This window comes from Streptomyces sp. NPDC005393, from assembly GCF_040606675.1.
GTDB lineage: Bacteria > Actinomycetota > Actinomycetes > Streptomycetales > Streptomycetaceae > Streptomyces.
The window spans coordinates 1-13,350 of record NZ_JBEXFG010000023.1; the positions used below are offsets into that span (position 1 = coordinate 1).

The 13,350-nt window shown below is 72.5% G+C and carries 10 protein-coding genes and 1 pseudogene; 3 read left to right on the plus strand and 8 right to left on the minus strand.

The window, feature by feature from the left end; all coding sequences use genetic code 11:
- The first annotated feature begins 152 nt into the window (after positions 1-152).
- A complete protein-coding gene (locus tag ABZS71_RS19940; RefSeq protein WP_356211805.1) occupies positions 153-1,100 on the plus strand; it encodes a polyprenyl synthetase family protein in 948 nt (315 codons plus the stop codon).
- Here ABZS71_RS19940 and ABZS71_RS19945 read toward each other — a convergent pair.
- From ABZS71_RS19945 to ABZS71_RS19955, 3 genes are all read right to left on the minus strand, one after another.
- Entirely contained in the window at positions 1,088-1,261 is a 174-nt protein-coding gene (locus tag ABZS71_RS19945) for a hypothetical protein (protein ID WP_355841683.1), read from the minus strand. The genes ABZS71_RS19940 and ABZS71_RS19945 overlap by 13 nt on opposite strands.
- Positions 1,262-1,362: 101 nt before the next feature.
- On the minus strand, positions 1,363-1,533 hold the full coding sequence (locus tag ABZS71_RS19950; RefSeq protein ID WP_355841680.1) for a hypothetical protein: 171 nt from the start codon (positions 1,531-1,533) through the stop codon (positions 1,363-1,365).
- A 60-nt stretch (positions 1,534-1,593) separates the two neighbouring features.
- Positions 1,594-1,950 carry a PRC-barrel domain-containing protein gene (locus tag ABZS71_RS19955; protein WP_356211808.1) on the minus strand — a complete coding sequence of 119 codons (357 nt, stop codon included), beginning with the start codon at positions 1,948-1,950 and terminating at the stop codon, positions 1,594-1,596.
- A 370-nt stretch (positions 1,951-2,320) separates the two neighbouring features.
- On the opposite strand from ABZS71_RS19955, the gene ABZS71_RS19960 reads away from it, so the two are divergent.
- Positions 2,321-2,491, plus strand: a complete 171-nt coding sequence (locus ABZS71_RS19960; protein ID WP_355841674.1) for a hydrophobic protein — start codon at positions 2,321-2,323, stop codon at positions 2,489-2,491.
- 145 nt (positions 2,492-2,636) lie between these two features.
- Positions 2,637-3,592 (plus strand): annotated as a pseudogene (locus tag ABZS71_RS19965) (transposase).
- Positions 3,593-3,768: 176 nt separating this feature from the next.
- Here the strand turns inward: ABZS71_RS19965 and ABZS71_RS19970 are convergent.
- The 5 genes from ABZS71_RS19970 to ABZS71_RS19990 form a co-directional block, all read right to left on the minus strand.
- On the minus strand, positions 3,769-4,632 hold the full coding sequence (locus tag ABZS71_RS19970) for an RNA polymerase sigma factor SigF (RefSeq protein WP_355841668.1): 864 nt from the start codon (positions 4,630-4,632) through the stop codon (positions 3,769-3,771).
- A 366-nt stretch (positions 4,633-4,998) separates the two neighbouring features.
- Positions 4,999-6,240 carry a TIGR02679 family protein gene (locus tag ABZS71_RS19975; protein ID WP_356211811.1) on the minus strand — a complete coding sequence of 414 codons (1,242 nt, stop codon included), beginning with the start codon at positions 6,238-6,240 and terminating at the stop codon, positions 4,999-5,001.
- Positions 6,230-10,309, minus strand: coding sequence for a TIGR02680 family protein (locus ABZS71_RS19980; RefSeq protein WP_356211814.1), 4,080 nt, complete (start codon positions 10,307-10,309; stop codon positions 6,230-6,232). The genes ABZS71_RS19975 and ABZS71_RS19980 overlap by 11 nt, the downstream gene beginning before the upstream one ends.
- Positions 10,306-11,730 (minus strand): TIGR02678 family protein, encoded by a 1,425-nt coding sequence (locus ABZS71_RS19985; protein ID WP_356211817.1) that lies wholly within the window; start codon positions 11,728-11,730, stop codon positions 10,306-10,308. Before ABZS71_RS19985 ends, ABZS71_RS19980 begins: the two co-directional genes overlap by 4 nt.
- On the minus strand, positions 11,727-13,250 hold the full coding sequence (locus ABZS71_RS19990; protein ID WP_355841655.1) for a TIGR02677 family protein: 1,524 nt from the start codon (positions 13,248-13,250) through the stop codon (positions 11,727-11,729). The genes ABZS71_RS19985 and ABZS71_RS19990 overlap by 4 nt, the downstream gene beginning before the upstream one ends.
- Positions 13,251-13,350 lie beyond the last annotated feature (100 nt).

Below are 13,350 nucleotides of genomic sequence, written 5' to 3' on the forward strand. Positions count from 1 at the left end.
AGGATGTCTTGGAGGACAAACCTCTTCTACAGCAGCTCCGCTGCCTCGTTCACCAGCCTTGACGAACAGTCCCCACGCCTAACTGAACGGCGTTGCCTCTAGACCGCTTCCCTTGACCACGCCCCTTGACCGGATATGAGACATTTGCCTCCATGCAGCCCACCGTGCGGGACCGCGCGCTGGCGGACGGCCTCAAGGCCGGACAAGCGGCGGTCGAAAAGGGCCTGTTGGAGGCCACGAAGAGCGACGTTCCGTTCATCACCGAGGCCGCGCGGGAGTTGATGCGCACAGCCGGGCGGCGGCTCCGGCCGCTGCTGGTGCTGCTGGCCGCGCGGTTCGGCGATCCCTCGGCGTCGGGGGTGGTGCCCGCGGCCGTCGTCGTCGAGCTGACCCATCTGGCGACGCACTACCACGACGATGTGATCGACGAGACGGACGCATGGCGCCGCCGCGCCCCGGGCTCGGACGTGAACTGGGACAACTCGGTCGCGGTACTCATCGGCGACTTCCTCTTCGCGCGGGCCTCGCACATCCTGGCCGACCTCGGGCCCCAGGCCGTACGGATCCAGGCCGACGCGTTCAAAAGGCTGGTCACCGGCCAGATCCTGGAGACGACCGGCCCGACCGACGGCCGCGACCCCGTCGAGCACCACCTGGAAGTCCTGGCGAGCCGCACCGGCTCGCTGACCGCCGTCTCCGGCCGGCTCGGCGCGATGACCTCGGGCGCGGACGCGAGCGTCGCCGACGCCCTTGCCCGGTACGGCGAACGGCTGGGCGTCGCGAGCCATCTCGCCGACGAGGTGGAGGCGGTCGCGGCGCGCCGCCCGACGCTGCCCGTACTCCTGCTGCTGCGGGGGGAACCGGCGGACCGGGAGCTGTACCACCGGCTCACCGGGGGCTCCGCCGATCAGGGGCAGTACGCGGAAGCGGTGGCGCGGCTGCGCGCCCACCCGGCCCTGGAGCAGGCCCGCCAGGAGACCGCACACCAGGCCGCCGAGGCCCGCGCCGCCCTCTCCGGGCTGCCCGACTGCCCGGCCAGGGCGGCCCTGGAATCCCTGTGCGAGACGGTGACCCACCGGGCCCTCGCTCACGACCGCTGATCGCCCCGCACCAACGCCTCCCCGTAGCGGCGCAGCCGCGACAGCGCGTCGGGATCCAACGCCTCCCGACGCCGCACCAGCGCCCGCCGGATCTCTCCCAGCGCCCCGGCCTCACAACGGCAGCCACCGGGGTCGGCGGGACGGGCCCTTCGTCGCCTCACAGCGAGGGGAACCCCCGAGCGCGGGGCGCTATTCCAGCGGGTCCCGGAAATCCCGGAGGTTGTTGGCGGAGGGGTGCGCGAGGACGTACCGGAGGATGCCGTCATCGGACCCGGCGCCGCCTGGCCCCCCGCATCCAGCGCATGACGGCGAAGACGACATCGGCCACGAACAGCACCGCGGCGATGACCAGCAGATAGCCGAGCCCGTGCACCACCGTGCCGACGATGCCGAGCGCGATGGCCACGATCACGAGGAACAGGAAGAGAGCCATGGCCCGACGGTCTCCTTTCCTCAGCGGCGTACGGGGCGCCTCAGCGGCGTGCGGGGCGCCTCAGCGGCGTGCGAGCTGCCGTTCGCCACCCGCGCCCGGCTGGTAGGTCTTCCCGTAGTGCTCGAAGATCGCCCCCTCCCGCTCGGCGGGCAGCACATCGTCCATGCCTATCGAGGGGGCCTTCCTCACCAGACCCCGCGCGTACGGGACCTTGACGTAGTCCGGTCCGACGATCGCGTCGTCGACGGGGACGAACACCAGGCGGTGACGGGTGGGCAGGCCGGTGCGGACCGTGGCCATGGCGGGCTCGTCGGTGGTCGTGGCCACATAGACCGCCTCGAGCACGCCGATCTTGCGGCCCTGCTCATCGACGACATCGCGGTCGCGCCACTCACGGATATCGGCTGGCTGGATCATCACGTATCACCCTCTGACCTCTACCCCTCCAGCCTGCCCCGGCTTCTCCCGGGACGCCACGCCATCCACCCCACCGGGGGTACGCGGACGCCGGACTCCAGGAGCCCCGGTACGCGGCCGGCGCCGGTGCCCGGCCGGCAGCGCGGTCATCGCCGTGGTCCGCGTAACGCCGCGCGGCGGCGTCCCGGAGTCGGCGCGCCGGCCGGCTTCGCCATCGGCACCTGCTGGACCCAGGTCTTCTTCGGCGCTCGGCATGGACGACAACTGCCCGTGCGACTCGGCCACTTCGGCGCGGAGCTCGCGATCCGCCCGAAATGATCAGGCATGCCTTATTCGCTGAGGGGTACTCGCGGCTCGGAGGTTGATAACCATGGTTCCCCTGATCGTCGTTCTTCTTCTCGCCCTGCTGCTCTTCGGTGCCGGGTTCGCCCTGAAGGCCCTGTGGTGGATCGCCGTCATCGTGCTCGCGGTCTGGCTGCTGGGCTTCATCGTCCGGCCGACGGCCCCCGGAGGCCGCCGGGGCCGGTGGTACCGCTGGTAGAACACACGGACAGACGCAACAGACGCACCTGGGGCCCGGCCGGAGAATCTCGACGCTGTTGGTTGATTCGGGCCCGTGCGTGACCTCGGTTCCCCAGACCTGGTTGGGTCTGGGGAACCGACGTTGTCGTATGGGGAGGGTGTCGGTGTCGTTGCGGCCGAAGGGGCCGGGAGAGATCCCGGTGGAGACGGTGCGGGTGGCGCGGGCGGCGTTCCCGAGGGGAAGACTGGCGATCCGGGTCCGGGATGAGCTGGGGCCCCTGTTCACCGACGAGCAGTTCGCTGGTCTGTTTCCCTCACGGGGCAAGCCCGCCTGGTCACCGGGACGGCTGGCGATGGTGGTGGTGTCGCAGTTCGTGGAAGGGCTGACCGACCGGCAGGCCGCGGAGGCGGTACGGGCCCGGATCGACTGGAGATTCGCGCTGGGACTGGAGCTGACCGATCAGGGCTTCGACTTCTCGGTGCTGTCGGAGTTCAGGGACCTCCTGGTCAGCGCGGACGGCGGACGGGGAGTCCTGGACGGCGTCCTGGCCGCGGCCCGGGAGAAGGACCTGCTCAGCTGCGGCGGGAGGGCGCGGACCGACTCCACGCATGTGCTGCGCTGTCCTCAGCGCGTGAACTGAACTGGCCGGAACTGGTCGGGGAAACGTCGCGGGCGGCACTGAGCGCGGTGGCCCGGGACGAGCCGGACTGGCTCGGCGCGCACGCTCTGCCGGACCGGTTCACGCATGACGCGACCCGCATCGAGGACTCCCGTTTCCCCAGGGCCCAGTCCAAGCGCGCCGAAGTGGGGCGCCGGATCGGCGCGGACGGCATGCGTCTGCTGCGGATGCTCCGGGCGGATGACGCGCCCCCGCAGTTGCGGGCACTGCCACCGGTCGAGACCCTGCGTCAGACCGCCGGTGTCGAAGGCACCATCTCTCAAGCAGTGCAAGCCTGCGACCTGCGCAGATCCCGCTACCGAGGCTTGGCCAAGACCAGCCTTCAGCATCAGCTCGCCGGCGCCGCCGTCAACCTCATCCGCATCGACGCCTGGCTCACCGGCAAACCTCACGCCCGCACCCGCACCAGCCCCCTGGCGGCACTTCGCCCCGCCGCATAGCGACGGGGCGAAGCAACCAGACCCGAATTAACCAACAGCGGCGTCGACAATCTCCGGCCGGGCCCCACGACGTAGCGACGACCGCCGCTACTTGACGGCCTTGGTGACTGAGTCGGCCCCCATCGGCCCTACTAGGCAGTCGGCCTACTCGGCAGTCGGCCTACTAGGCAGTCGGCCTACTCGGCGAGCAGCCCCCGCCGCAACCGGGTGAGCGACTTCGTGAGCAGCCGGGAGACATGCATTTGCGACACGCCGAGCTCGGCGCCGATCTCGGACTGCGTCAACTCTTCGCCGAACCGCATCTGCAGAATCCGGCGGTCCCGCTCATCGAGCTCCCCCACCAGCGGCTTGAGGGCGTGGAGGTTCTCCACGATCTCCATCGCCGGGTCGACGTCACCGAACCGGTCTGCGTACGTCGTCACCCGGCTCGCCCCGCCCGCCTCATGGTCGGCGGGCGCGTCCAAGGAGGTGGTCAGATAGCCATTGCTGGCCACCAGCCCTTCGACGACCTCTTCCTCGCTCAGCTTCAGATGCTCCGCGAGCTCGGTGGTGGTCGGCGACCGGTCGAACCGCTGGAAGAGCTCCTCGTTGGCCTTCGCCAGGTCGATCCGCAGCTCCTGCAGACGACGCGGAACGTGCACCGCCCAACTCGTGTCCCGGAAGAACCGCTTGATCTCGCCGACGATGTACGGAACCGCGAAGGTGGTGAACTCCACCTCACGGCTCAGATCGAACCGGTCGATCGCCTTGATCAGCCCAATGGTGCCGACCTGAATGATGTCTTCCATCTCCACCGAGCGGTTACGGAACCGCCGGGCGGCATACCGGACCAGCGACAGGTTGAGCTCGATCAGGGTGTTCCGCACGTACTGGTACTCATGCGTCCCCTCCTCGAGCTCCGTCAGCCCGTCCAGGAAAGTCTTCGTCAGTGCCCGCGCGTCCTTGGGCGCCACCTTCGTCGGGTCGTCCACGCTGGGCAGGCCGGCAACCTCGACTTCACTTACCAGCTCAGCCTCGGCCGCTGTCAGCTCTGACGTCATCACGGGTGCCGTGCCGTTCACGTTGCACTCCCTGTATCTCGGCTGCGTACATGGGCGGATTGAAGACGCGTCTACCCAGGTTCCCACCCCCCACACCTCGCACCATCGCCGCCGCCGCCGGGAGACGGGCCCGACCCGCGCGGCGGCCGGGCACATCGCGGCGTACGGCGCGGCCCTACAACGACACCAGCGCCCGGGCAGCGCGGCGTCGGGCGCGTGGGCGTAGGCCGCACAGGAGTGGGGCGGGGCGGCTTGGGCGCCCGGGTGCGCCGCGTCGCCTTGGGCTGCTCCGCCGGCCCGTTCCGCTCGGCGGCCTGGTCCGGCGAGCCAGGACACGCTGTCCCGTATCCGCGCAGGACCGCCGGATCAGGTGCGGGTGAGGTCGGACAGGAGTGCGGGCAGGAGGCGTTCCTCCATGACCGTGCTGCCCGACTCGTTCATGGCACGGGCCAGGTCGGGGTCCCAGGGGCTGGCCGCGGGCGGTCCCGCGAGCGGTGTGGACTCGCCCATGCTGAGGGCCGCCGTGTAGTCGGCGGCGGTCATCCGCCACGGGCGGGCACCGTGGCGGGCCAAGGCGCCCGCGGTGATGCGCAGGCCGGCCCAGTCGAAGTCGGCGCGCCAGTGCAGCCGGGCTCCCGCGCCTACGGCGTCGCCGAGCAGTTTGTGGCAGGCGGCGGACGGGACTCCCTCGGTGCAGACGAGGGCCGCGCTGGATCCTTGGAGTTCGCCGGCTGCGGCGCGCAGTACGGCCGGGTTCTCGCAGATGAAGATGGAGCGGGCGGCGGGAACGACGGGGCCGGTGGCGAGCTGGTGGAGGGTGAGCCGGAAGGGGATGCCGAAGTCGGCGGCGTCGCGCAGCCAGTCGCAGACCACGGTGTCGCCCATGGCTCCGATGTTGAGGACGAGTACTTGGCTGGCGAGATCGTCGGCAATGGCTCCGGCGCTCTCCCACAGGGCGCGCCGCCCGGCCCTCTCGCTCGGGAGGTCGCCGCCGGTGCGCTGGGCGAGGGCGCGCAGGACGAGTTGTTCGAGCGGGGTGCCGGGAACGAGGGCCTTGGTGTCGCCGACCGCCCACTCGGCGAGGACCGGAAGCGGCACGATGCCAACCTGATCATGGGAAAGCCTTTCCAGGACGCGCACCGCCGCGTCGAGGAGGGGTGCGTCCCCGCGGCGCACGAGACGGGTGAGGGTGCCGTCGGCGGCGATCCGCTCCAGCCAGGCCGCGAACCATCCTTGCCTGGCGAGTCGGCTGGAGTGGGCGGATTTCAGGGCCTGTTCGCGGCGCGCGTCCTCGTCAGCCCGTTCGGCCGGCCGGTCACGCAGCGGGCCGTGGAGCCGGCCGAGGGTCTGGAGGAGACCGGTGCCGTAGCGGTCGTGCAGATATCCGTCCAGGTCGCGGAGGGGTATGGCGAGGCGTTTGGCGGTCTCGGGCCGGTAGTGGCCGGTGATGCCGATGACGGTACGGCGTTCGGCCTCGCTGGGCCCCGTGAGCCCGATGTCGCCGTCGAGCACGCCGCTGGTGCGCTCCAGCTTGCGGCGGGCGGCGGCGAGTAGCCGGGTCCATTCCTCGCCTTGCAACTCGTCGTACTCACGCCTCTCAGTAGACAACCGCGGCCTCCTCGGGCGTCGGGACGCGCCGGGTGCCGGGCGAGCCGAGGGCGGCGGTGAGGTCGCCGGTGTCGTCGGCGAGGAGCCGGTGGCCGTCCCAGACGAGCAGCAGCGCGGAGACGGTGTGGTCGACGGCCGTGTGAGCGAGGTCGTAATGGGCGGCGGCGGGGACGGAGGCGTGGGCGGCCCACAGGTCGTATCCGGTCATGAACAGGTCGAGGTCGAACTGGGCCGCCAGCGACATGAGTTCGCCGCGCCCGGTGTCGTCCACGCCCGCGAAGGCCTCGTCGAGGGCGAGCAGCCGCGGGGCGTGCGGATCGGCGGAGTTGAGCATGGCGTGTGCGGCGGCGAACAGCGGCAGGTGCAGCGACACGGACTGCTCACCGCCCGACAGGCGGCTGTGCCGGGCGCGGGTGAGCTTCTCCTCGGTCTTGTCGGGGCGTACCAGCTGGAACGCGAACTGCCGCCAGCGCCGGTAGTCAAGCACCTCGGCGAGGAGTTCGCGGTAGGGCTGGTCGCGGTGGCGGGCGCGGGCGGTCTTGATCTGCGCGGCGAAGTGGGTGCGCACCCGAGCGAGGCCGTCGGGGCCGAGGCGGGCGGCGTCGGCGTCGAGGAGGGCGCAGACAGCGCGCTGCTCGTCGTCGAGATGGTCGGCGAGCAGCCAGCTCACGCCGACCGTCGTCCCCGATGACATCGTGCGCTTGCGCATGTCGGTGTTCATCCGCCTGATCAGGTCGCGGGCGTCGACGGTGCGGTCGTGGATCTGCTGGGCGAGCCGGGTGAGCAGTGCGTCCTCCAGGATGCGCTGCTCGGATTCGGAGAGCAGTTCGGCCTGGTCGCGGCGGTGTGCCGCGATCTTCCCGGCGAAGGTGGCGACGGGCAGCGGGCCTTCCTCCTCGGCGACGCGTACGAGGATGACCCCGTCGGAGCCGTCCCATTCGGGCCGGTAGTCCTGTCCGGCGGCGGCGAGCTGCGCCTGCAGGTCGTCCAGGGCCTTGGTGAGACGGGTGGCCGACTGCTTGATGCTGGTCTCGGTGGGGGTCAGGTCCCGGGTGGCGGCGAGGATCGCCTCGTGCACGGCGACCGCGGCGGGCGGCAGTTCGCCGTCCGCCCAGTCGGCCTCCCGCGCGGGCCAGGCGAGGCCCGGCGGGCAGCGCAGGATGTCGAGGAGTTCACGGGCGGCGTACGGGCGAAGGCCGCGGGCAGTGTCCTTCTCCTCCGCGGCGGCGACCGACCGGGCCTCGGCGGCGGCCGTGCGGCGGGCCTCGGCGGCTGCGGTGTCCGCGATCGCGGTGTGCTGGGCCACGCGAGCCGCCTCGGCCTCCCGGGCCAGAGCGTCGATCCCGTCCTCGGCCTTCTGCACCTGGCGCATCACATCCTGCGCGTCGGCCCCGACGGCCTCCTGGAGGGCGGCGAGCCCTGCGGCCTCCTCGGTGTGCCGGCGGCGCGCGGCGCGCTCGGCGCCCAGGGCCGCTTCCTCGTCTTCGGCTGCGGCGGTGAGCCGGTCGGCCGCCGCCTGGGCGGCCTGAAGCTGGCGGGCGTGTTCGCGGCGGCGGGCGGTGAGTTCGCGTACCGCCGTCTCGAAGGCGCGGGTAGCGGTCTCGACAGCGTCGACGCGCTCGATCTCGATGGCGTGCTCGGCCGCGGTGCGGCGCAGGGCGCGCTCGGCGACCGAGCAGGCGGCCACGGTCTCGTCGTAGGACGCCTGAGCGGCGTCGGCGGCGTCGCGGGTGGCGCGCAGCCTCGCTGCGGCCTTGTCGAGTTCACGCAGCGCCTGTGTGATGCCGGTGGTGCGGGGCAGGGCGGCTCGGGCGGCGACGTACGCCTCAAGGGCGACGTCTGTACGGGCCTGTGCGCGCGCCAACTCGCCGAGTTGGGCGGCGAGTTCGGCCAGCAGCGTCTCGCAGGCGGCGATACGGGCGGCGCGGCGGCGATGGCGGGCGGTGGCGCCGACGTACTCGGCGTGTTCTTTGGTGTGGGCGCCGGCCAGGACACCGGCCGCGTACCGGCCGTCGGGGCTGATCTGCGGGGTCCCGGTGTCGAGGTCACCGGTGACGGCGACGGAGCGCAGCACCGCGGTGATCCGCGCGGCCGGGATCGCGGCGTTCTCCTCGGGCCGCAGGAGATCGGCGAGGCTCGGTCCGCTCACCGGGGCACCGGCGCGGAGGTAGCCCTCGCTGTGCCCGGCTGTCACGGGGGTGTCCTCGGCGGTGAGGAGGGCGTCGAGGAGCCCCGATGCCTCCAGGGCCGCTTCAAGACCGGCCCGCTGATGATCGGTCAGCCAACTGCCGAAATCGACGAGTTGCCACAGCGGCATGCCGTCGCCGGGTGCCCGCTCGGCGGTGCGGCCGCGGGCCGGGGGCGGGGCGTCGTCGTGTTCGGCGGCGATCCGGTCGCGTTCGGCTTCGGTCTCGGCGCGGCGGCGCTCGACGCCGGCGCGCTGGGCGCGCAAGGAGGCGAGCGTGTCGCGCAGCTCCTGCACGGCGGGGGCGGTGAGTTCGGCGAAGACGTCGGCGAGCGTGACCCCCTCGGCCTCGCCGGTAAGGCCGAGGGCTTCGGCGAGTCGGCCGGCACCCGCTTCGGGGAGGAGCGCGCCGTGTGCCCCCGTCCACTGGCCGAGCGCCGTACGGGCCTGTTCGCGGGCGGATTCCAGGGCCGACTCGGCAGCCGTTTCGGCGGTTTCGGCTGCGGCGACGGCTTCCTGGGCGCGGTCGAGGGAGACCCGGGCGAGGTCGCGGGTCCGCTCGCCACCGCGTGCCGCCTGCTGGGCGGCTCGCAATGCCCGGACACCCTCCTGCCGGGCGGCGGCGAGCACGGCGGAGCGCTCGGCGAGGCGGGCGGGCTCGGCATCGGCCGGGGTCCAGGGGAGGCCGGCGGTGTGGGCGTGGTCGGCGACGGTGGCGGCGTCGCGGGAGACGGCGGCGTCGAGTTCGGCGGCGAGCTGAGTGGCGCGTTCGGCTTCGGCGCGGGCGCGGCCGGTGGCGGCGGTGCGGCGTTCTCGTTCGGCACTCGCCTGCCGGGCGGTGTGCTCGCAGGTGCGCACCAGGCGTTCCAGGTCGGCCAGTTGCTCGACGGCCTGGTAGGCGGCGGACGAGCGCAGCTGGTCGAGGCGGGCGCGCTGGGCGGCCAGCGCGGCGTCGGCTCGCTCGGCGCGCGTCTCGGCGGCTGCCTGCTGTTCGCGGGCCGCCTCCAGGTCCGCGGCGGCGGTGCGCAGCGCGGCCGCGCGCTCGGCGGTTTCGCCGCGGCGGGCAGTGAGCTTGTCCGCCGCTGCGCGGGCGTGGACACGCAGATAGGTGGAGTAGCTCGCGAGGAAGGCACGGGTGGCGTCGTCGGCGGCGGCCAGCCCCTCCAGGGTGCGCTGCACGGACTCCATGTCGTCGAAGGAGCGGGCCGCCTCGGCGATCAGGTCGTCGTCGAGCGGGCGCAGGCCCGCGGTAAGGGTGTCGGAGAGCTTGGCCGGGTCGAGGTTCTTGGCGAGCTGCGGGCGGCGCAACGTGAGGATCAGGGTGAGCAACTGCTCGTACCGCTCCCTGCCGAGGCCGAACAGGCGCTGGTCGACGGCGGCGCGGTAGTCGGCCGTGGAGGCGATCAGCTCGCGTCCGAGCTCGGCGGCGAGCTGCTTCTTCGTCATCGGCCGGTCGTCGCTCGTCAGGAGGGAGAAGTCCTCGCCGACGCGGCCTTCGGCGACGAAGTGCCAACGAGCCGGTGTGTCGCGGTGTCGCTGGGCGTGCAGTCCGATGCCGCAGGTGACGGCCTCGCCGGTATCCCGGTGGGTGAACTCGATCCAGACGTAGCCGAGCGCGCTGTCCTGGCCGCGGAAGAGCAGGTTGGACTTCATGGTGCGGTCTTCGGCGGCGAACGGGTTGAGCCGCTTGGGGTCGATGCGGCCGTCGAGGACGAACGGGAAGAGGACTTCGAGGGCCTTGGTCTTGCCCGATCCGTTGGGTCCGCGCAGCACCAGCCAGCCGCCGGCGAAGGAGAACTCCTCGTCCCGGTAGTCCCACAGGTTGATGATCCCGGCGCGGGTCGGGACATAGCGGGGGGCCGGGGAGGGAGCGGGGGTACTCACGGCGTCGGGTCCTTCAGGGTGTCGTCGGCGAACAGGGCGGTCCGGGCCGATGACCGCTCGGGCGTACGGGACTTCACGCGGGCGGTGACCCCGCGGTAGCGGGCGAGCAGCGGGAGTGCGAGGGCTCCGCCGTCGACACGGGCGATCAGCGACATGGCGGCCAGCAGGTCGAGAGCCTGGTCGAGCAGCCGGTCCGGGTCGCCGCGCAGCTCGGCGGCGAAGCCCGCACCGTACTCGCCGGTGATCTCCTTGAGCCTGCCCCGAAGCCAGGAGTCCGTGACGAAGGGATACCGGATCTCACCCCGCTCCTCCCCCGCCTTGTCGCGAGTCTCATACGTCTCGTACGCCGGCTCCTCGTCCCGCTCGGCGAACTCGGTGCTCACGGAGCGCACCGGGAGAGCGCCGTCGATACGCTGAGCGCGGGCCGCGAGGCGTTCGGCGGCGGTCGGCGCGGGCAGCAGTTCGAGGGCGTGGCGCCCGGTGCGCTGCACGGCCGCACTGATCCGGGCGGCCAACAGCAACGCGGCCTGTGCGACCGTGCCGCCGCCGGGGAAGCGGATGTCGGACAGCCTGCCGGAGGTGTCGACGAGCGCGACGCCCTCGGCTCGCCGCTCCGCCGTCAGCCCGGTCAGGCGCTCAAGGTCCTCGGCGAGGGCGGGGGCCCGCAGCTGGCCGAGGAGTTCGGCGTCGGCGTCGGCGTAGTACGCGACCGGGTTCTCCAGTACCAGGCGGCGGGCGCGGCGGGCCTGGTCGCGGCGCTGGGCGGCGCGGCCGGCGGACATGCCCAGCGCGCTGGAGGAGTCGAGGAGCGCGGTGACTGAGGTCAGGTGCTGCAGGACGCGGGTCGGGTGGTGGACGGCGGTGAGGATCTCGCGGTCGATGTCGTACAGGGCCTCGGCGCGCTCGGGATCGCCGGCCCAGGCGGTGGCGGAGCCGTCGGCGAGGGTGAGCGCGCCGCGTTCGGTGAGCCAGGTGACGGCGTCGACGAAGGCGTCCCGGTCGGCCTTGCGGGCGGTGTCGAGCCCCAGTCCGTCGATGCGTACGGCGTCGGCGGCGACCGCGTCGGCCAACTCGCCCAGCGCCACCTGCGCGCCGTGGCGGCCCAGGGCCGCGAGGGTGAGGACGAGGTAGGCATAGCGGCGGCGGTCGAAGGGGCGGCCCGCGCGGGTGCGGGCCGGGCGGGTGGCGTCCAGGCCGTCCTGGGCGCGCTGCAGCCGGGCGGTCTCGGCGGTGGTGACGAGCCGGTAGCCGAGCACCTCCATCAGATCGGTGCGCAGTTGCTCGGCCCAGCGGCGCACGGTCGCCAGCGCCGCCTTGTCCGGATACCCGGGCGTGACCAGCGGATGCCGCAGTACGAGCCGTACCGCTTTCTGGTAGTCGGCGAGTTCGAGCGGGGAGACGCTCTCGGCGACGCGGCTCATGCAGTGACCTCCAGGCGCAGTCCGTCGAGGTGGAGGCGGCCACGCACGGTGTCGACGGTGGTGGAGCCCTCGGCGGGGGTGAGGGTGAGACGTACCCCGTGGGCGGATCCGGAGGCGGCGGTGACGGAGCGGCTGGCGGGCACCCGGGCGGCGAGCGCCACGTCCAGCAGGGCGAGCAGTGCCCGCGTTTCGGGCTCGTCGAGCGTCCGGCCGTAGACGCCGTCCGATGCGAGAGCGTTCGCAGCACTGCGGCGCTCGGCCTGCTCCTGCAGCTGCCCGGCACGGAGCCGGGCCCGCTGGGCGTCGTTGCGCTCGATGCGGCCGGGGCCGTGCAGGGCAGGGGTGCGGCCGGACTGGACCAGGGTGCGGGCCAGCTCGACCGGTTCGGCCTCCCACCAGGACGTACGCCCCGGGATCTGTTCGGGATCGGCGTACGGGACGGCGATATGACGGGGCGCGCCGAGCCCGAAGACCGCCTGGAAAAGGGCGTGCGCGTCCTCGTCGCTCTCACAGGAGGTGAACCACTGGGCCAGGTGGCGCAGTTGGCTCTCCCGGCTCACCCCGCCACGGCGCGCCTCGGTGACGCGGCGCAGCAGAGCGAGGACGGAGCGGATCGCGGTGACGGTGGCGTCCTGCAGCCGCTCGGCCTCGCCATGCTCGCGCTCCGCGAACCAGTGGACGATGCCGTCCCACCGGTGCCGCCAGTCCGCCAGGCGGTCGGCGGGGCTGCGGAAGAGCCGCTCGTCGGCCTCGGCCGCGTACTCGATCATGCGTTCCACACCAGTGGCCGCGGCCTTCTCGACGGCCTCGGCGAGCAGTGGAGCGTAGCGGCCGAGTTCGGCGGTGAACTCCCGCATGTGCGCCAGCAGCGTGTCCTTGCGGGCGAGGAACACCTCGGGCCGGGTGTCGTTGGTGCGCGCCAGGTCTCCCAGCATGAGGTAGAAGCGGGCGGCGCGCTGCGCCATCTCGTTGAGCACGGAGTCGAGACGGCCGAGCTTGCGGTACACCTCCTCGGCATCGCCCGCGGCGTTGGCCTCGGCCAGCGCGTGCAGGTCGCCGAGGATGTCGGGGAAGACCAGGCGGGAGAGCTGGGCATCCTCAAGGCGCGCGCCGAGTACGTCCTCCACAGCCCGGTACGCCCGGTATCCGGCCTGGGTGAACTGGTACACGTAGTGGCGGTTGCGGTACTCGGCGAGGTTCGCGGCGCGCGTCCCGTCGTACGACCGGTCCAGGATCTGCCAGTCCGCGAGCGCGTCGAGCAGCGGCTGGACGTCGCCGACGGCGCCCGCGGCAGGATGGTCGGCGGCGAGCCGCTCAAGCAGTTCCACCGCGTCCGAAGCGTGCAGCAGCACCTGGTAGTTGGCGCGCCCGCGGTCGAAGGCGCGCAGCAGCCACAGGTATTCATGGCGCTTCTCGGCGGCGGCGAAGTGGAACAGCCGCAGGCGGTCGTCGAGGGAGAACGCGTCGATGCCGAACGCGCCCTCGTCGACGGGCTCCGGGGCGTCGGGCTCGTCACTCACGGATCTGGAGGCTTCCCTTGATTCGGCTGCACACGTTCGGCTGGACACAGCCGGATCCGCACCAGTCTGCCGCACCCGAACCGGTGCAGGAAAGCCACTC

Excerpts from the sequence above, each read along its gene's own strand:
- ABZS71_RS19955 (WP_356211808.1), bottom strand. The coding sequence starts at position 1,950 with ATGATCCAGCCAGCCGATATCCGTGAGTGGCGCGACCGCGATGTCGTC.
- ABZS71_RS19940 (WP_356211805.1), top strand. The coding sequence starts at position 153 with ATGCAGCCCACCGTGCGGGACCGCGCGCTGGCGGACGGCCTCAAGGCC.
- ABZS71_RS19960 (WP_355841674.1), top strand. The coding sequence starts at position 2,321 with ATGGTTCCCCTGATCGTCGTTCTTCTTCTCGCCCTGCTGCTCTTCGGT.
- ABZS71_RS19985 (WP_356211817.1), bottom strand. The coding sequence starts at position 11,730 with ATGAGCCGCGTCGCCGAGAGCGTCTCCCCGCTCGAACTCGCCGACTAC.
- ABZS71_RS19970 (WP_355841668.1), bottom strand. The coding sequence starts at position 4,632 with ATGACGTCAGAGCTGACAGCGGCCGAGGCTGAGCTGGTAAGTGAAGTC.
- ABZS71_RS19950 (WP_355841680.1), bottom strand. The coding sequence starts at position 1,533 with ATGGCTCTCTTCCTGTTCCTCGTGATCGTGGCCATCGCGCTCGGCATC.